The organism is Actinosynnema mirum DSM 43827, assembly GCF_000023245.1.
In the GTDB taxonomy this organism is placed as follows: Bacteria; Actinomycetota; Actinomycetes; order Mycobacteriales; family Pseudonocardiaceae; genus Actinosynnema; species Actinosynnema mirum.
The window spans coordinates 120,421-138,158 of record NC_013093.1; the positions used below are offsets into that span (position 1 = coordinate 120,421).

16 protein-coding genes and 1 pseudogene are annotated in these 17,738 nt (G+C 70.5%); 12 read left to right on the plus strand and 5 right to left on the minus strand.

Annotated features, from left to right (window positions below; genetic code table 11):
- Positions 1 to 21: 21 nt before the first annotated feature.
- Entirely contained in the window at positions 22 to 372 is a 351-nt protein-coding gene (locus AMIR_RS00570; RefSeq protein WP_012782746.1) for a metallopeptidase family protein, read from the minus strand.
- A 4-nt stretch (positions 373 to 376) separates the two neighbouring features.
- Positions 377 to 1,405: a septum formation family protein gene (locus AMIR_RS00575; RefSeq protein WP_012782747.1), complete on the minus strand. Its 1,029-nt coding sequence runs from the start codon at positions 1,403 to 1,405 to the stop codon at positions 377 to 379.
- A 159-nt stretch (positions 1,406 to 1,564) separates the two neighbouring features.
- Here AMIR_RS00575 and AMIR_RS00580 point away from each other — a divergent pair, with 159 nt between their 5' ends.
- The 3 genes from AMIR_RS00580 to AMIR_RS00590 are packed head-to-tail and all read left to right on the plus strand — an operon-like array spanning position 1,565 to position 3,950.
- Entirely contained in the window at positions 1,565 to 2,317 is a 753-nt protein-coding gene (locus tag AMIR_RS00580) for a hypothetical protein (RefSeq protein WP_012782748.1), read from the plus strand.
- Positions 2,318 to 3,481 (plus strand): glutathionylspermidine synthase family protein, encoded by a 1,164-nt coding sequence (locus AMIR_RS00585; RefSeq protein WP_012782749.1) that lies wholly within the window; start codon positions 2,318 to 2,320, stop codon positions 3,479 to 3,481. It begins immediately after the preceding gene.
- Between the two features lie 16 nt (positions 3,482 to 3,497).
- The gene (locus tag AMIR_RS00590; RefSeq protein ID WP_012782750.1) at positions 3,498 to 3,950 is read left to right on the plus strand and encodes a DUF350 domain-containing protein; all 453 of its coding nucleotides are present in this window, start codon (positions 3,498 to 3,500) and stop codon (positions 3,948 to 3,950) included.
- A gap of 160 nt (positions 3,951 to 4,110) precedes the next feature.
- Here the strand turns inward: AMIR_RS00590 and AMIR_RS00595 are convergent, their stop codons facing one another.
- Positions 4,111 to 4,785 carry a DUF3800 domain-containing protein gene (locus tag AMIR_RS00595; RefSeq protein ID WP_012782751.1) on the minus strand — a complete coding sequence of 225 codons (675 nt, stop codon included), beginning with the start codon at positions 4,783 to 4,785 and terminating at the stop codon, positions 4,111 to 4,113.
- A 157-nt stretch (positions 4,786 to 4,942) separates the two neighbouring features.
- On the opposite strand from AMIR_RS00595, the gene serS reads away from it, so the two are divergent.
- Together serS and AMIR_RS41385 are read left to right on the plus strand one after the other, a co-directional pair.
- Positions 4,943 to 6,193 (plus strand): serine--tRNA ligase, encoded by a 1,251-nt coding sequence (serS, locus tag AMIR_RS00600; protein WP_012782752.1) that lies wholly within the window; start codon positions 4,943 to 4,945, stop codon positions 6,191 to 6,193.
- A gap of 58 nt (positions 6,194 to 6,251) precedes the next feature.
- A pseudogene (locus AMIR_RS41385) lies at positions 6,252 to 6,953 on the plus strand (DUF4328 domain-containing protein); the annotation flags it as partial.
- A gap of 176 nt (positions 6,954 to 7,129) precedes the next feature.
- Here AMIR_RS41385 and lhgO read toward each other — a convergent pair.
- Positions 7,130 to 8,308: an L-2-hydroxyglutarate oxidase gene (gene lhgO / locus AMIR_RS00605; protein ID WP_041837238.1), complete on the minus strand. Its 1,179-nt coding sequence runs from the start codon at positions 8,306 to 8,308 to the stop codon at positions 7,130 to 7,132.
- A 10-nt stretch (positions 8,309 to 8,318) separates the two neighbouring features.
- Positions 8,319 to 9,209, minus strand: a complete 891-nt coding sequence (locus AMIR_RS00610; protein WP_041837239.1) for an LLM class flavin-dependent oxidoreductase — start codon at positions 9,207 to 9,209, stop codon at positions 8,319 to 8,321.
- Positions 9,210 to 9,257: 48 nt separating this feature from the next.
- On the opposite strand from AMIR_RS00610, the gene AMIR_RS00615 reads away from it, so the two are divergent.
- The 7 genes from AMIR_RS00615 (at position 9,258) to AMIR_RS00645 (ending at position 17,643) form a co-directional block, all read left to right on the plus strand.
- Positions 9,258 to 10,079 carry an HAD family hydrolase gene (locus tag AMIR_RS00615; RefSeq protein WP_012782755.1) on the plus strand — a complete coding sequence of 274 codons (822 nt, stop codon included), beginning with the start codon at positions 9,258 to 9,260 and terminating at the stop codon, positions 10,077 to 10,079.
- Between the two features lie 116 nt (positions 10,080 to 10,195).
- A complete protein-coding gene (locus AMIR_RS00620; RefSeq protein ID WP_012782756.1) occupies positions 10,196 to 12,112 on the plus strand; it encodes a hypothetical protein in 1,917 nt (638 codons plus the stop codon).
- Positions 12,113 to 12,121: 9 nt separating this feature from the next.
- Positions 12,122 to 13,174 (plus strand): glycosyltransferase family 2 protein, encoded by a 1,053-nt coding sequence (locus AMIR_RS00625; protein WP_012782757.1) that lies wholly within the window; start codon positions 12,122 to 12,124, stop codon positions 13,172 to 13,174.
- A gap of 2 nt (positions 13,175 to 13,176) precedes the next feature.
- Positions 13,177 to 13,686, plus strand: a complete 510-nt coding sequence (locus AMIR_RS00630; protein WP_012782758.1) for a GtrA family protein — start codon at positions 13,177 to 13,179, stop codon at positions 13,684 to 13,686.
- A 26-nt stretch (positions 13,687 to 13,712) separates the two neighbouring features.
- The gene (locus AMIR_RS00635) at positions 13,713 to 15,014 is read left to right on the plus strand and encodes an acyltransferase family protein (RefSeq protein ID WP_012782759.1); all 1,302 of its coding nucleotides are present in this window, start codon (positions 13,713 to 13,715) and stop codon (positions 15,012 to 15,014) included.
- A gap of 101 nt (positions 15,015 to 15,115) precedes the next feature.
- A complete protein-coding gene (locus tag AMIR_RS00640) occupies positions 15,116 to 16,747 on the plus strand; it encodes a glycosyltransferase (RefSeq protein ID WP_012782760.1) in 1,632 nt (543 codons plus the stop codon).
- Positions 16,735 to 17,643 (plus strand): glycosyltransferase, encoded by a 909-nt coding sequence (locus AMIR_RS00645; RefSeq protein ID WP_240438778.1) that lies wholly within the window; start codon positions 16,735 to 16,737, stop codon positions 17,641 to 17,643. The genes AMIR_RS00640 and AMIR_RS00645 overlap by 13 nt, the downstream gene beginning before the upstream one ends.
- The last annotated feature ends 95 nt before the right edge of the window (positions 17,644 to 17,738 follow it).

The following is a 17,738-nucleotide window of genomic DNA, read 5'->3' on the forward strand; positions in this document are numbered from 1 at the left end:
TCCCGCCCCGCCCGGCCCCGCCTAGCCCCAGCCCAGCTCGTGCAGCGTCGCGTCGTCGATGCCGAAGTGGTGCGCGATCTCGTGCACCACGGTGACGGCGACCTCCTCCACCACGTGGTCCTCGTCCTCGCACACGTCGAGCAGCGCCTCGCGGTAGATCGTGATCCGGTCCGGCAGCACCCCGCCGTACTCGCTGGTCCGCTCGGTCAGCGCCACCCCGTGGTACAGCCCCAGCAGCGTCGGCTCGTCCGGGTTCCGGTCCTCGACCAGCACCACCACGTTGTCCATCGCCGAGGCGAACTCCGGCGGGATCTCGTCCAGCGCCTCGGCCACCAACTCCTCGAACCGCTGGCGGGTCATCTCCACCGGCACCGGGTCACCCGCCCTCCTCCTCGTTCTCCTTGCTCGACGGCGGGGTGGACGAGGACGGCGCGGGCGAGGACGGCGCGGACGACTCGCTCGCCGGGGCCTCGGAGTGCATCGGCGCGCCGGTCGCCTCGGCCTGCTGCACCGCGGAGGTCTGCGGCGGGTTCGACGGCGCCAGCGGCGGGGCGTCCGGGTTGTGCACGCTGCCCGTCCACGCGGTCAGCAGCGTGCCGTTCGGCAGCGCGCCCACCTTGCAGTTCGCCAGCTTCGACCCGGCGTCCCAGCTCTCCTGCGCGCGGTAGTCCCAGGTGACCAGCAGGCCGCGCTCCTTGATGACCTTGCCGCCGCTGTACTCGTTGGCGATCGCGTCGCACCTCTCGGTCATCAGGCTCTCCTGCTCGTCCTCGGTCGGGAACCGCGTGTTCCCGGCGCCGAGGTCGACCACGCCGATGATCTCGAACGTGTGCGGCTCCTCGCAGCTCACCGGGTCGCCGATCGAGTTGTCCTGGATGCCCAGGCACACGCCGGGGTCGTGCACGTCCGACTGGTCCTGGGTGCGCGCCGACCCGTACGCGGGCAGCAGCCTCCCGGACGGCGCGGCCACCTGCAGGCCGCAGCGCAGCGTCCGCTTGCCCGCCGCCCAGCGCTTCTCGCCGGGGTTCAGCGGGCCGACCGTGTACTTGCCGAACGGGTCCAGCTTGTTCGACAGGTACTTGAGCGACTCCGAGGCGCAGTGGTCGGCGTTGATCGTCTGCCAGGTCGTGGCGTCCGGGAACGGCGCCTGGGGCCCGTACTCCGAGGAGATGTCCACCACACCGCTGACCTCGAACAGGTGCGAGGCCGAGCACTCGACCTTGCCGATGTCCGCGAGGTCGGCGCGGTCCCAGTTCAGGCAATCACCCGCCTGAGCTGCTTCGAAGGGGTCGATTCGCTCGGGTGGGGTAACCCCGCCGAGTGGCCCCGAGCTGAACGGGAGTGTTGTGAACGAGCTCAGTCCGAGCAGGAGGAGCGCGCCGACGAACGCGCCGACGAGAACCACGTGGTCACTCCGGCGAAACCAACCCGCGCGCGCAGACATCTACTCCATGATGCCTGCAAGGAGCCTGGGGGCTACCGGCCGGGTGGACTGTGTCTCTATTAGGACACTCGTCACCTGTTCGGCGGCCATCCTGGGTAGCGTCCCCGCCGGGAGTGGCTGATGACTGAGAACGACGGAACCAAGAACACATCGAACCACGGGACCGGCGGCAACCCGCCGCCTCCCGCCGCGCCGCAGGGGCCGCCGCCCCCGCAGCAGCACCCGGCGCCGCCCGAGGCGCCGGGGACGCCGCCGAGCGCCGGACCGGGAACGCCCCCTCCGGGCTTCCCGCCGCCCGCGCCTCCGGGACCCGGCGCGGTGCCGCCGAAGGCGCCGCCGCGCGGGCAGGTCCGCAACCAGGTCGCGGGCGTGACCCAGCCCCGGCCGCCGTCGCTGGCCGAGCAGCGCGCGCGTGAGCACGCCCTGCGCGAGCAGGAGGAGCAGCGGCTCGCCTACGAGGCCGAGCAGGCGCGCAAGAAGAAGCTCCGCAAGCGCTTGCTCATCGGCGGCGGCGTCGGCGTGGGCGTCGTGGCCCTCGTCGCCATCTGGTACGCCGCGTCGACCCCGGACGAGGTCGAGGCGCAGTGCACGATGGACGGCGTCGTCGTCGACGACAAGTACTGTAGCGAATCGTACGCGACGAGTAACGGTGGGCACGTCAGCGGCGGGTTCATCTACATCGGTGGCAGCTCCTACCGGTACCACTACGGTGGCTCCAGCACCCCGGTCGGCCAGAAGGTCAGCGGGGGCAGCTACACCATGCCCGACAACTCGAAGGTCACCACCAAGTCGGGCTCCACCGTGCAGCGCGGCGGGTTCGGCGTCGTCGACGGCGGCAAGAGCAGTGGCGGCACCAAGAGCGGAGGCAGCTGAGTGCGACGGGAGTTGTCCGTCCCCCGGCCGAACTGGCAGCGCACGGTGTCCGACCAGGGCCTGGTCTTCGGGGCGCCCGCGTCGCGCGTCGACGGCACGCCCCGGCCGTACTGGGACGAGTCGGTGCACTACGCCTTCGACATGAGCGACGTGCTGTCCATGGAGGCGGACGTCGAGCTGCTGCACAACATGTGCATGGAGGCCGTCGACAACGTGGTGCTCACCGAGCGCTACCGCGACTTCGGCATCCAGGAGTGGGTGTGGCCCGCCATCGCCGAGTCGTGGAAGCGGCGCGACCCGCACCTGTACGGCCGGTTCGACCTGCGCTACGACGGGCGCGGCCCGGCGAAGATGCTGGAGTACAACGCCGACACGCCCACGTCGCTGCTGGAGGCGTCGGTCATCCAGTGGAACTGGAAGACCGACGTGCACCCGGACGACGACCAGTGGAACTCCATCCACGAGAAGCTCGTCGAGCGGTGGGCCGAGATCGGCGGCAACCTGCCGTCGGCCGAGCTGCACTTCACCTGGTCGGGCGGCGACGCCTCCGGTGAGGACCACGTGACCGTGGCGTACCTCCAGGAGACCGCGGCCGAGGCGGGCATGAACACGGTCGGCCTGGCCATCGAGGAGATCGGCTGGGACCCGCTGCTCAAGCGGTTCGTCGACCTCGAAGAGGCCACGATGAACACGGTCGTGAAGCTCTACCCGTGGGAGTGGATGACCGACGACCAGTTCGGTCGGCACGCGGTGGAGAGCCTGCCCGCGACCCTGTGGGTGGAGCCGCTCTGGAAGATGCTGCTGTCCAACAAGGCGCTGCTCGCGGTGATGTGGGAGATGTACCCCGGTCACCCGAACCTGCTGCCCGCCTACCTCGACGACCCCGGCCTGCTCACCGAGTACGTGCGCAAGCCCCGACTGGGCAGGGAGGGCGCGAACATCCAGATCGTCGCGCCCGGCTACGAGACCCAGACCGGCGGCGTGTACGGCAAGGAGGGGTTCGTCTACCAGCTGTTCGACCCGCTGCCGGACTTCGACGGATACCGACCCGTGCTGGGCGCGTGGGTGGTCGGCGACCAGGCCGCGGGCCTCGGCATCCGCGAGTCGGTCGGACTGGTGACGGACGACGGGGCGGCGTTCGTGCCGCATCGGATTGTCGAGTGAAACGGGAGAGCCAAAAGTGACCACCAACCTCGCGCTGGACCCTGGGTTCGGTTCCGCGCTAGTCCAGGGCCTGGGCGCGATCGTCCTGTACGCGATCGTGGGCCTGATCCTGATGGTCGTGGGCTTCTACGCCATCGACTGGACCACGCCGGGCAAGCTCAGCACCCTGGTGCGCACGGGCGCGCCCAACGCGGTGATCGTCACGGCGGCGGGCCTGGTGAGCATGGCGTTCATCGTGGTCATCGCCATCTACAACGCGGGCGGCAAGCTCGCGGAGGGCCTGCTGACCGGCCTGGTCTACGGCCTGGCGGGCATCGTCGTGCAGGTCCTGGCGGTCCGCCTGCTCGAGTGGGTGACCCGCCTGGAGATCGGCAGCATGATCGAGTCCGACCGCTTCGCCCCGGCCTCGGTCGTGGTCGCGGCGGCCCACGTGGCCCTGGGCCTGGTGGTGGCGGTAGCGATCTTCTGACCCCCTCGGGGGTGCGCGTTCGGGTGGTGCGTCTGGGAGGCGCACCACCCTTTCGTGTGATGGGGGAAGCCTTGGGGGTGGGCGAGGGCTTTGCTAAGCTAATGACGCGGACCCGCCCCCATGCTCTTGGGGAAAGCGGGTCCAGCTTTATTTTCGGACTTCACAGCTCTTTAGGCGTGCTGCCGGTCGTGCTGGTGCCACCGAGCAGGTTCGGGTACCACTCCCAGGCTGCTTCCTTGCCCGGTGTTCGCAGCACGTGCTGGTACGCCGCGTAGGCGACGAGGTCGGCCACCTGCACCCACTGGTTGAGGTACGAGCCCTGGAAGTTCGGGTCGTCGATGATCCGGCGGGTCTTCAGGTCCAGCGCTCGGTGCGCGGGTCGGTAGAACGGGGCGGTGCCGTCGCCGTCCATGTACACGATGCCGAATTCATCCACCGAGCAGAGCCGCTGGTCGATCTCGCGCACCAGGTCCGCGTACACGGCCGCTTTCGCCGCCGTGTACCTGCTGCCGACGCGCCGGTACACGGCGCCGGTGCACGTTCCGGGTATCGTGCTGACGGCGTTCAGCGCGTCGACCATCGCCGCGGTTCGCGCGGACTTGTTCCGATCCCACGGCGTACCCGTCGGGTTCCCCCTGCCGTTGGCGAAATCGCTGGCGTGCAGTTCGTAGTTGGTGGGCACGCCGGTCGAGTCGTGCAGCGCGTTCCTCCAGTCCAGCCAGGCGAGCAGAGCCGGTCTCCAGTTCTGTGCCAGCAGTTCCACCCAGCCGTAGACGACGAGTTTCGAGACCGCAGAACCCGAGTCGTCGATGTAGAACAATCGCACGTCAACCACGGGGGTGGATGCTAATTATCTGAGGTGTTCAAGAGGAAATCCGGTCAATTTATTCGGAATATTCCTCTGTTCTGGAATGGTGCTTGCGGTCGTTCGGGGCCACCCCCGCACCCAGGCCTGCGGTGCCCCACGCCCAGAGCGGCTACCCTTACCCCTCGTGATCGACCTCAAGGCACTGCGCGAGAACCCGGAAGCCGTTCGTGCGTCCCAGCGGGCGCGGGGCGAGGACGAGTCCCTGGTCGACGCCCTGCTGTCCGCCGACGAGCGCCGCCGGTCCGCCGTCTCCCGCGCCGACACGCTGCGCGGTGAGCAGAAGGCGTTCGGCAAGCAGGTCGGCAAGGCCCGCGGTGAGGAGCGCGAGGCGCTGCTCGTCAAGGGCAAGGAGCTGGCCGCCGAGGTGAAGGCCGCCGAGGCCGACCAGGCCGCCGCCGAGGCCGAGCTGACCGAGCTGCACCGCTCCGTCCCCAACCTCGTGCACCCCGACGCCCCCGAGGGCGGCGAGGACGATTACGTCGTGGTCAAGCACGTCGGGGAGCCCCGCGAGTTCGACTTCGAGCCCCTCGACCACCTCGACCTCGGCACCCGGCTCGGCGCGATCGACATGGAGCGCGGCGCCAAGGTGTCCGGCTCGCGGTTCTACTTCCTCACCGGCATCGGCGCCCAGCTCGAGCTCGCCCTGCTGAACATGGCCGTCGCCCAGGCGACCGCCGCGGGCTTCCAGCTCATGATCACCCCGACCCTGGTCCGGCCCGAGGTCATGGCGGGCACCGGGTTCCTCGGCGCGCACTCCAGCGAGATCTACCGCCTGGAGGCCGACGACCTCTACCTCGTCGGCACCTCCGAGGTCCCCCTCGCCGGCTACCACGCCGACGAGATCATCGACGGCCCGCGCCGCTACGCGGGCTGGTCGTCCTGCTACCGCCGCGAGGCGGGCTCCTACGGCAAGGACACCAGGGGCATCATCCGGGTGCACCAGTTCAACAAGGTCGAGATGTTCTCCTACGTCCCGCCGGAGGAGGCCGAGGCCGAGCACGCCCGCCTGCTCGCCTGGGAGGAGGAGATGCTCGCCAAGGTCGAGGTCCCCTACCGGGTGATCGACACCGCCGCGGGCGACCTCGGCACCAGCGCCTCCCGCAAGTTCGACTGCGAGGCGTGGGTGCCCAGCCAGCAGGCCTACCGCGAGCTCACCTCCACCTCGAACTGCACCACCTTCCAGGCCCGCAGGCTGAACGTGCGCTACCGCGACGAGAACGGCAAGTCGCAGATCACCGCCACGCTCAACGGCACCCTGGCCACCACCCGCTGGATCGTCGCCATCCTGGAGAACCACCAGCAGGCCGACGGCTCCGTCGTCGTCCCGCAGGCGCTGCGCCCGTTCCTGGGCAAGGACGTCCTCCTCCCGGCCTGACCCCCGCGAGCCCGACCGACCCCCTGGCGCCCCCGCGCGAACTCCGCGCGGGGGCACCATGCTCGTGCGGTGCCCTGCGAGGAGTGAGGGGATCGCCGTGGTCGAGTGCCCGGACTGCCGCAAGCCGGTCGCCGAGGGGAGCGCCGCGTGCGCCGCGTGCGGCGCGGACCTCCGCGCACCGGCGGAGCGCGCCACCACCCCGCCCGGAGCGCCCTGGCCCGAGGAGCGGCGGGCGCTCGTCGTCGTCAGCGACCCGAGCGTGACGGTGGAGCCCGCGCCCGCCGACCCGCAGCCCTGGCCGCAGGCCCCACCGCAGTCCTGGCCGCAGGTCCCACCGCAGTGGCGCCACCCGCCCGCGCCGCCGTTCCACCCGCCCCACCCGCTCGCCTGGACCACCCTGCCCGCGTCGACCCCGCGCCAGGTGGAGCACTTCGCCTTCCCCCTGGCAGTCGTGGTGGCGCTCCAGCTCGGGATCTTCCCGCTCCTGCTCGCCGGCCAGCGGGACGGCGCGGACGGGCTGGCCCTCCTGCTGGTCACGGGCACGGTCGTCCTGCTGCCCTGCTGGGCGTACCGGGCCAGGCTCGCCACCAACGCCGCGTTCCACCGCCACTCGCCGGGCATGGCGGCGGGCTGCTGGTTCATCCCGGTCGCGTGTCTCTACGTCCCGCTGCGGGTGGTGGCCGACCTGCTGCGCGTGCGCAGGCGCTCGGCGGGCTGGACCGCCGTCGTGCTCGTCTGGTGGTGGACGTGGCTCGCCACCGCGCTGCTCACCCTGGAACCGCACCACCGCGACGACGGCGACCTGTCGACGGCAAGGACGGGCGAGACGCGGCCGAGCGCCGAGCAGCCCGAACCCGTCCCCGCGAGCGCGGCGGGGGAGCCCCCGGCGTTGTCGGGCCACTCGCCGATGAACCCGGTCGGCCTGTCGCCACCGGCTCAGCGCACCAGCCCCGCCACGTGCGCCCCGATCTCCAACGACCCGGTGGCCGCGGGCGAGGGCGCGTTCAGCACGTGCACCTGCCCAGGGGCCTCCTGCACCAGGAAGTCGTCCACCAGCGACCCGTCCCGCCGCATCGCCTGCGCCCGCACCCCGGCCTCGGCCCGCACCAGGTCGGCCTCGCCCACGGCGGGCACCAGCCGCGCCAGGCTCTCCGCGAACCGCCGCTTCGACAGGCTCCGCAGCACCTCCGCCAACCCCGTCGGGTAGGCGTACTTCCTGGCCAGCCGCCACGTGCCGGGGAACCGCAGCACCTCCGCCACGTCCCCCGCCGACACGTCGCCCCACCGGTAGCCCTCCCGGCTCAGCGCCAGCACCGCGTTCGGCCCCGCGTGCACGCTCCCGTCGAGCATCCGGGTCAGGTGCACGCCCAGGAACGGCAGCGTCGGGTCCGGCACCGGGTAGATCAGCCCGCGCACCAGGGAGCGCCGCTCCGGCCGCAGCTCGTAGTACTCGCCCCGGAACGGCACGATCCGCGCCTCCGGCTCAAGCCCGGCCATCCGCGCCACCCGGTCGCTGTGCAGCCCGGCGCAGTTGACCAGCGCGTCCCCGCGCACCACCCCGCTCGGCGTCGCGACCTCCACCCGGCCCGCGCGGGTGCGGATCGCCAGCGCGGGCGAGTTCGTCCGCAGGTCCGCGCCCGCCGCGGTCAGCTCCCGCACCATCGCCGCGCACACGGCCGGGAAGTCGATGATCCCGGTGCTCTCCACCCGCAGCGCGGCCACGCACGACACTTCGGGTTCGTGCTCCCGCGCTTCGGCCACCGACACCATCCGCGCGGGCACCCCGTTGCGCGAGGCCCGCTCGGCCAGCGCCCGCAGCCGGGGCACCTCCTCCTCGGAGGTCGCCACCACCAGCTTGCCGCACACCTCCACGGGCACGCCGTGCTCCCGCGCGTAGGCCACGATCGAGGCGTTGCCCGCCACCGACATCCTGGCCTTCAGCGACCCCGGCCGGTAGTACAGCCCGGCGTGCACGACGTTGCTGTTGTGCCCCGTCTGGTGGGCCGCCCAGCGGCCCTCCTTCTCCAGCACCACGACCTCGTCCCCGCGCCGGGACAGCTCCCGCGCGGTGGCCAGGCCCACGATCCCGCCGCCGATGACCACGATTCGCCGCACGGCGGCCACGCTAGCCGCTGACCAGCTCCGGGAGCACCTCGGACGCGACCCGCTCCAGCACCGCCTCGCTGCCCGCGTACACGCCCTCCTCGCGCGGCCAGTGCGCCAGCAGGTCGGTGAACCCCAGCTCCTGGGCCCGGCCCGCGACGTCCCGGAAGTGCCCGGCGCTGGAGAGCGAGTAGGCGGGGGAGGAGTCGGCGTTCAGATACCAGTCGATCGTGTGCTTCCGCCTGCCGATGGCGTCCAGCGCGCGGGTGAACCGGGCCGCGTACCGCTCGACGCCCGCCCACCACTCCTCGGCCGTCTCGACCGAGCCCGCCGGTGGCCCCGTCGTCACCCAGCCGGTGCCGTACCGGGCGGCCACCGCCATCGCCTTCGGCCCGTTCGCCGCCACCACGAACGGCAGGCGCGGGCGCTGCACGCACCCCGGCGCGCTGCGCGCCTCCCGCACCTCGTAGTGCGCGCCCTCGAACGTCGTCCGCTCCCGCGTCAGCAGCCGGTCCAGCACGTCCACGAACTCGGCGAACCGGGCCGTGCGCTCGGCGGGCGGCAGCTCGGTGTCCCCCATGACGGTGGTGTCGTAGCCCACAGCCCCGGCGCCGATCCCGACCGTGATCCGGCCGTCGGACAGGTCGTCCAGCGCCATCAGCTCCCGCGCGAACGGCACCGGGTGCCGGAAGTTCGGGGAGGCCACCAGCGTGCCCAACCTGATCGTGCTCGTCACCATCGCCGCTGCTGAGAGCGTCGGGACCGCCCCGAACCACGGCCCGTCCACCAGTGTTCGCCAGCCGAGGTGGTCGTACGTCCAGGCGTGGTGGAACCCGTACTCCTCCGCGACCCGCCACTTCGGCTCGGCGACCCACCAGCGCTGCTCGGGGAGGATGACGATTCCAGTGCGCACGACCGCGACCGTAGCCGACCCCGGCACCCGAACGTGCACCATGTAGGCGTGCAGAAACCCTCCCTGGTCGGTTCGGACGTAGACGGCACCCTCCTCGGCACCGACGGGCGGCTCAGCGCCCGCACCACGACCGCGATCGGCCGGGTGCTGGAGTCGGGCACCCCCTTCGTGCTGGCCACCGGACGGCCGCCGCGCTGGATCCCCGAGGTCGCCGACGCGGCCGGGCTCACCGGTCACGCGGTGTGCTCCAACGGCGCCGTCCTCTACGACGTCGGCGCCGACCGCGTCGTCGGCCACCACGGCCTCGACCCGGTGCTGCTCCAGGACGTCGCCAAGGTGCTGGACGCGGCCCTGCCCGGCTGCGCGCTGGCCGTCGAGCGGGTCGGCGACTCGGCCAGGGGCTCCGACCACTTCCGCGACTTCCTCGCCGAGACCAGCTACCAGCACCCGTGGATCGAAGGCGGTCAGCCGATCCTCGGCCACAGCCGGGGCGAGGTGCTCGGCCACCCGGCGGTGAAGCTGCTGGTCAGGCACACCGGCATGACCAGCGCCGAGATGGCCGCCGCCGCGGGCCCGCTGCTCGGCGACCAGGTCGCGCTCACCTACTCCACCAACTCCGGCCTGCTGGAGCTGGCCGCGCCCGGCGTCTCCAAGGCCACCGGGCTCGCCGAGGTCGCCGAGCTGCTCGGCGTGCCGCGCGAGGAGATCACCGTGTTCGGCGACATGCCGAACGACGTGCCGATGCTGACCTGGGCCGGTCACGGGGTGGCGATGGCCAACGCCCACCCCGAGGCGCTCGCCGCCGCCGACGAGGTCACCGCGGCCAACACCGAGGACGGGGTCGCGCAGGTTCTCGAACGCTGGTTCTGACGCCAATCAGGGGGGCGGAACCGGTAACACGTGGTGCTCACTACAATTCGCCCGAAACGCCACCCTGGCAGGTGTGCTGCGTACACCCGGTCTTACCGGGTGCTCTAGGAGAGTCTGTGTCTACCTCGTCTGAGATCGACAGCACCGCGCTCGGGGACGAGCCGGAGAGCACAACCGCGCGAGCGAGTCGCTGGGGGCGGCTCCCTGAACTGGCCGCTTCCTGGGAAGCGCCGTCACGCGCCGTGCTGTCCTTCAGCGCGCTGCTGACCGTGATTTTCTGGAACTTGCCCGCGTTCACCCCCAATCAGCCGAAGGGGGATTACGACTACGGGCTGCTCATCTACCTGGCAAGGCAGACCGGCCTGAGCTTCGGCACCGAGATCTCGACCACCTACGGGCCGCTGTACTTCCTGGCGATCCCGAACGTGCTGCACCGGGGCGAGGTCCTGGTCGGCTACCTGCTGTGGTTCGCGTTCGCCACCGCCGCGACCGCCGCCATCCACCAGGCGCTCGCCCGCACGGTCGGCCGGAACCTGGCGTGGCTGGCCGTGGGCGTGATGGCGCTCAGCTCCAGCTTCGTGCCGCTGACCGTGGTCATCACCAGCACGTTCGCGTTCGTCGTGGTCCTCTCGCTGTTCTTCGTGCGCGAAGAGCTGCCCCGCTGGGCGGACCGGGCCTACCCGATCGCGATGGGCCTGCTGGTCGGCGCGATGCTGCTCACCAAGTTCTCCGTCGGCCTCATGTGCGGCCCGGTGATCCTGGGCGCGGTGCTCGCCCGCGAGGGCCGCGTGCTGCGCGGGTTCCTCGAGTACGCGATCAGCGGCATCGCCGGTCTGGTCGGGTTCTGGCTGCTCGCCGGCCAGCCGCCGCTGGAGGTCGTGGACTACGTCGTGCGGGCGCTGTCCGTCGGCAGCGGCCACGCCCAGTCCATGGGCCTGGAGATCCCCGGCAACGTCTGGGAGTACGTGATCGCGGCGCCGATGGTCGTGGTCCTGGTCGTCGCGCTGGTCACCACCGACGCGGGCAAGCGGCGCTGGCTGTTCTACCTCGGCACCGCGCTCGGCACGTTCCTGCTGCTCAAGCAGGGCTTCGTGCGGCACGACTCGCACTCGGCCCAGTTCTTCTCGGTCGCCGCGGGCTTCTCCCTGGTCATCGCGCTGCTGCGGCGCAGCTCCGTGCTCGCCTCCACGGCGGTCGTCGCGCTGCTCGCGCAGGCGTTCAGCTTCGGCGGCGGCCTCAGCTCGTCGATCGACCCGTCCCGCTCGCTGAAGATGTTCGGCGAGGGCATGTCCGTGGTCGCCTCCGGCGGTCAGCGCGACCGGATCGTCGCGGACGCCCGCGCCGACCTGCTGAACCGGATGCAGGTGCCCGAGCGGTACGTCGAGCGCATCGGCGACGCGAAGATGCGCACCGCGCCGTTCGACTTCGCCATGGGCTGGACCTACGGCATGACCGTGGACATCCTGCCGACGCTGCTGGACTACGGCGCGTACACCGAGCTGCTCGACGAGATGAACGAGGAGTGGGTGGTCGACGACGCCCGCGCCCCCGAGTTCATCGTCCGCGAGGACACCCGGATCACCCTGGACAACCGCTTCCCGCTGTGGGACTCGCCGCGCGTGAACCTGGCGCAGGCCTGCCGCTACGAGCTGGTCGACAGCGACGTCCGCTGGCAGCTGCTGGAGCGGATCGAGAACCGCTGCGGCGAGGAGAAGCCGCTGGGCGAGGTCACCATGGGCGCGCACCAGAGCATCCCGGTGCCCACCTCCGACGAGGGCCTGGTCGTCGCCCGCTTCCACCCGGAGCAGTCGATCCTGGCCAAGCTCAAGTCGACCGCGTTCCGCTCCGGTGAATACTGGATCACGCTGGACGGGGAACCGCACCGGCTCCCGCTTTCCCACGCCGAGGCGCCCATTCTCATCTCCGCGCCCGGTGACGACTCGCTCGTGCTGGGCGGTCGGGAACTGGACACCAAGAACATCACTGCCAACATTCCGGGACGCGTTGTGTTCTCGGTAGTCACGACCAAGTAGGGGATCGCAATGGTGGGTGCTCCGGCCTCGCGGCGGAAGATCACTTACATCTTCCCGATCTACAACGAGCAGGACAACATCGACCTGCTCCACCAGACGATCGACGAGGTCACGACCCCGCTCCGGGATCGCTACGACCTGGAGTTCGTCTACGTCAACGACGGGAGCCGGGACGCCTCGCTGGACAAGCTCCTCGCCCTGCGCGAGCGCGACGAGCGCGCCACGGTGATCAGCCTGTCCCGCAACTTCGGCCACCAGCTCGCGGTCACCGCGGGCCTGGACGCCGCGGCCGACGCCGACGCGGTCATCATCATGGACGCGGACATGCAGGACCCGCCGCGCGTCAGCCTGGAGCTCATCGAGCGCTGGGAGCAGGGCGTGGACGTGGTGTACGCGCAGCGCAGGTCCCGCCAGGACGGCCTGTTCAAGCGCCTCACCGCGAACGTCTTCTACCGCACGCTGGAGAAGCTCGCGTCCATCGACATCCCGCGCAACACCGGCGACTTCCGGCTGCTCGACCGCAAGGTCGTCGCGGAGCTGGCCAAGTACCGGGAGCAGCACCGCTTCCTGCGCGGCCTGGTCAGCTACATCGGCTTCCGCCAGGAGGCCGTGCAGTTCGACCGGGACGCCAGGCACGCGGGCGAGACCGGCTACCCGCTGCGCAAGATGCTGAAGTTCGCCGCGGACGGGATGCTCGGCTTCTCCACCACGCCGCTGAAGCTGATCAGCCGCATCGGCTACCTGCTGTCCGTGGTGGCGTTCACCGGCGTGCTGTACGTGCTGGGCGTCAAGCTGCTCGACCCGAGCAGCGCGGTCCCCGGCTGGGCGTTCATGACGATCGCCCTGTTCCTGATCGGCGGCATCCAGCTGATCATGCTCGGTGTGCTGGGCAGCTACATCGGCCGGACCTACGTCGAGGTCCAGCGCAGGCCGCTCTACGCGGTCGCGGTCGTCGCGCGCTCCGCGGGCCGGGCCCCCGACTCCGCCGAGGGCAAGGGCGGCGAGGGCGGGACCCCCGAGGACGGGACCCCGGCCACCGAGTACGAGCTCCAGGGCACCTGACCGTGGCCGTGGACGACCAGGCGGGGCGCGACCCCGCCGAGCAGGCGCTCGCGCCGGAACCGGTGATCTCGCCGGTCCCGGCGCCGGTCCCCCAGCCCGCCCCGTCGGGCGGGCTGGGCCAGCTCGTCCGGTTCGGCCTGGTCGGTGGCGTGAACACGCTCATCGACCTGGTGCTGTACATGGTGCTGACCGGCGCGGGCCTGCCCTTCGTGGTCGCGAACTTCGTGTCCACCTCGGCGGGCATGGGCTTCAGCTTCGTGGCCAACAAGTACTTCACCTTCGGCGGCGGCGGCGGTGGCGCGGCCAAGCAGGGCGCGCTGTTCTTCGCCTTCACCGCCTTCGGACTGTGGGTCATCCACCCGGTGGTGATCCTCGGCGCCGAGGCGCTCATGGCGGCCCTCGACCAGCCGCTGACCGGACTGGCGGCCTGGCTGCCGAAGCTCGCCGCGATCTGCGCGGGCCTGGTGTGGAACTACACGGCGTACAGCCGCGTGGTGTTCCGCCGACGATGAACCGAGACAGGGGACGGGAAACGGGGATGCAGAAGGCCGACACTCAGGTCACCGAGCAGGACGCGGGGGGCCGGCAGGAGCCGCCCGCCGTGAACGGCTCGCCCAGCGCCGCCTCGCCCAGCGCCGCCTCGCGCGTCCCGCACATCAACCAGCTCACCGGCATCAGGGCGCTCGCCGCCCTGTGGGTGCTGCTGTTCCACTTCAGGCCGGAGCTGATCGAGGCGTTCGGCTTCCTCTACCCGCTCATCCCGCTGATGAACGTCGGGTACCTGGGCGTCGACCTGTTCTTCGTCCTCTCCGGCTTCATCCTCACCTACACCCACCTCGACCGCATGATCGTCGGGTGGGGGCCGCGCAAGATGATCGCGTTCCTGTGGCTCAGGCTCTCGCGCATCTGGCCGGTCATGTTCACCATGCTGATCGTCTGGGGCTGCTACCTGGCCTGGCTGGCGACCACCACGAACGACGGCGGCTACCACTACGCGCTCCAGCCCGGCCGCTTCCTGGCGCACGTGTTCCTCGTGCAGGCCTGGGGAACGGCCCACCACGACTGGAACCCCATCGACTGGTCGCTCAGCGCCGAGTGGATGGCCTACATCGCGTTCTGCTTCCTCGTGGTGCTGCTCGCCAAGTTCCGCGCCCTGCTGTCCAGCAGGGCGCTGATCGGCCTGGCGCTGCTGGCGGTCCTGCCGATCGTGCTCGTCGGCATCGGCTTCCAGGACGGCAGCGACCTGATGTGGGACGGCGACAAGGTCGTCGAGGGCATGGTCCCGCTGCGCGTGCTCACCGAGTTCGTCGGCGGCGCGATCGTCGCTGTCCTGGTGCTGCGGCACGGCCTGACCGCCAAGCTTCCCTGGTTCCTGCGGCCGACCGTCGTCCTGCCGCTGATCCTGGTCGTGATCTACGCCATCTGCCTGTACGACCCGGCGGTGCGGGTGCGCTTCGCCGTCGACTGGCGCATCAACGGCCACCTCATGTGGGGGGCCACCGAGACGGTGGTCGTCGTCCCGCTGTTCCTGCTCCTGGTCGGCTCGCTCGCGGTCAGCGGGCGCGACGTCACCTCCCGCTTCCTCAGCACCAAGGTCATGGTCTGGGGCGGCAAGGTCTCGTTCGCGCTCTACCTCGTGCACTGGCTGCTGCTCGACCTGATGCGCAGGCTCCTCACCTCGTGGGGTTACGTGGACGACCCGAGCAGCTGGGGCTACCGGCTGCTGCTGATCGCCGCGCTCGTCCTCTCCGTCGTGGGCGGGTGGCTGCTGCACCGCTATGTCGAAGAACCGTGCCAGCGCTCCATGCGGAAGATGCTGCCGCGTTCGATCAAGGTCTGATCCGAGCGAGCCCGCAGGGGTTCGGTAAGCTCGACAACTGCCTCACACGCCGCCCCGACGGCGCTACTCGACAACAACCGAGAGATGTGACGGAAGGGCCCGTGAACCAGCTTCCAGGAATTGTCGAACTTCTCGACGAAAGCGGCGTCGGCCTGACCGGTGGTGGAGGACTGCTCGACGAGCGGGAACGCCGCATCCTCATCGGCGCGATCAATTTCCACGCGCTCACCAGGCCCGGTCAGACGTTCCGGATCACCGTTCTTCGTGGTCCCAGGGGCTCGATGCCCTCGTTGACCGACGAGAAGACCCGTCAGATCGAGTGGGAGGACGACCGCGAGGTCGTCGGCTCGCTCGTCGTGCGCAGCACCGTGCAGACCACGACTGGCAAGGGCGCCACCGAGGGTCTGCTCGACCTCGCCGTCGACCTGGGCGGCGAGCCCGAGATCGCCTCGGCGTACCACCAGCTGCCCGGTGTGCTCGGCAAGGTCCGCCGCTCGGTGCGCTTCTTCGCGCCGGTGCAGTTCGACGTGCTGCGCCAGTACCGCACCGACGTGACCGAGAAGCGCTACCGCCAGCGCGACGTGCCGAAGAAGGCGCCGGTCCGCATCACCAGGGGCACCACGGCCACCACCGCGGGCACCACCCCGGCGATCCTGTTCGGCATCCACTGGCTGGAGCTGGGCGGCGCCGAGCGGTTCGCGCTGGAGACGGTCCAGCTGGCCAAGGACGCGGGGTTCACCCCCATCGTGGTCACCGACCGGCCGTCCACCCACCCGTGGATCACCCGGCCGGAGCTGGACGGCGCGATCGTCGTCCCGCTGACCCACCCGGTCGCCGCCGCCGAGGAGTCCGCGTTCCTCAACGGCGTGCTCTCCGCGTACGACGTGCGCGGCGTGCACCTGCACCACAGCACCTGGCTGGCCCAGCGCCTGCCGTGGCTGAAGTCGATCCGCCCCGACCTCCCGGTGGTGGACTCGCTGCACATCCTGGAGTGGCGCACCGGCGGCTTCGTCGACATCTCGGTGCGGATGACCAACGTCATCGACCAGCACCACGTCATCTCCCCGATGCTGCGCGACTACCTCATCGGCAAGCAGGGCGTGAACCCGGAGAAGGTGAAGCTGGCGACGCTGGCCAACCTCACCACCAAGGGGATCGAGGAGAACACCCGGACCGAGAAGCCCGCGGGCGCCCCGTTCACGGTGGCGTTCGTCGGCCGGTTCACGCAGCAGAAGCGCCCGTACCTGTTCCTGCAGCTCGCGGCGAGCCTGAAGGAAGCGGTCGACAGCCCGATCAAGTTCATCGTCCACGGCGACGGCGAGCTGGCGTCGGAGGTCACCGGGCTCATCGCCCGGCTCAACCTGTCCGACGTGCTGGAGCTGCGCGGTCCGGACAAGCCGGTCACCAGGACCCTGGCCGACGCCGACGTGCTGGTGATCTCCTCCGACAACGAGGGCCTGACCCTCACGTCGTTCGAGGCGACCGCCGCCGGCGTCCCGGTGGTGTCGACCGAGGTCGGCTCGCAGGCGTCCCTCATCGCCGAGGACCTGCTGCTGCCGCGCCACCCGTACCCCTTCATCTCCACCGCGACCAAGCGCATCCGCACCATGATCAACTCGCCGGAGCAGCGCAAGATCTGGCTGGACGAGCAGGCAGGCAAGGCCGCCGCGTTCGCCAAGCTGCCCGACGCCCGGACCTGGGTCCGCGACACCTACGAAGGATGGCTCAAGTGAGCACCGTTGCCGCCGTTGTCGTCACGTACAACCGCAAGGCCAAGCTCCCCAAGGTGCTCGACCACGTGCTGGCCCAGACCCGCAAGGCCGACTGGCTCGTGATCGTCGACAACGCGTCCACCGACGGCACCGACGAGGTCCTCAAGCAGTACGAGGGCGTCGAGAACGTCGAGATCATCCGGCTCACCGAGAACACCGGCGGCGCGGGCGGCTTCGCCACCGGCATGAACCGGGGCTACGAGCTGGGCGCGGACTTCGTCTGGATCATGGACGACGACTGCTACGCCAACAGCGACGCGCTGGAGGAGCTCCTCAACGGCCTGGCCAAGGCCGAGGCCGAGCTGAACATGCAGCTCCCGTTCGCCTGCTCGCTGGTCAAGTGGGTCGACGGCTCCATCTGCGAGATGAACAACCCCGTCACCACCTGGGACTGGGGCCGCCTCATCTCCAAGGGCCAGGAGAACGTGCTGGTCAAGCACTGCTCCTTCGTCTCGGTGATGTTCCCGCGCTGGGCCCTCACCAAGCACGGCCTTCCGCTGCGCGAGTACTTCATCTGGTTCGACGACCAGGAGTACACGCTGCGCGTCAACAAGTCCGGCCCCGGCGTGCAGGTGCTCAGCAGCGTCGTCGTCCACGACCTCGGCGTGAACCGCGGCGTGAACTTCAGCGACGTGAACGCCTCCAACATGTGGAAGTTCGAGTACGGCGCCCGCAACGAGGCCTCGTACCGCCTGCACCACGAGAACCCGGTCGCGTTCGCCAAGTTCGTCGGCCGCGTGCACCAGGGCCTCAAGCAGGGCCGCGTGCCCATGGGGCTGCGCGTCAAGCTGTTCAAGAAGATCGTCGAGGGCGTCAAGTTCAACCCGAAGCCGGAAATGCCGCGCTCGGTCCTCTGATCTCCCGCTCCTCCCCACCGGGCCCGCTCCCCACGGAGCGGGCCCGGTTTTTTTCCGCGCTGGACGGGAAAAGCGCAGGATCACCGGAATCGGGG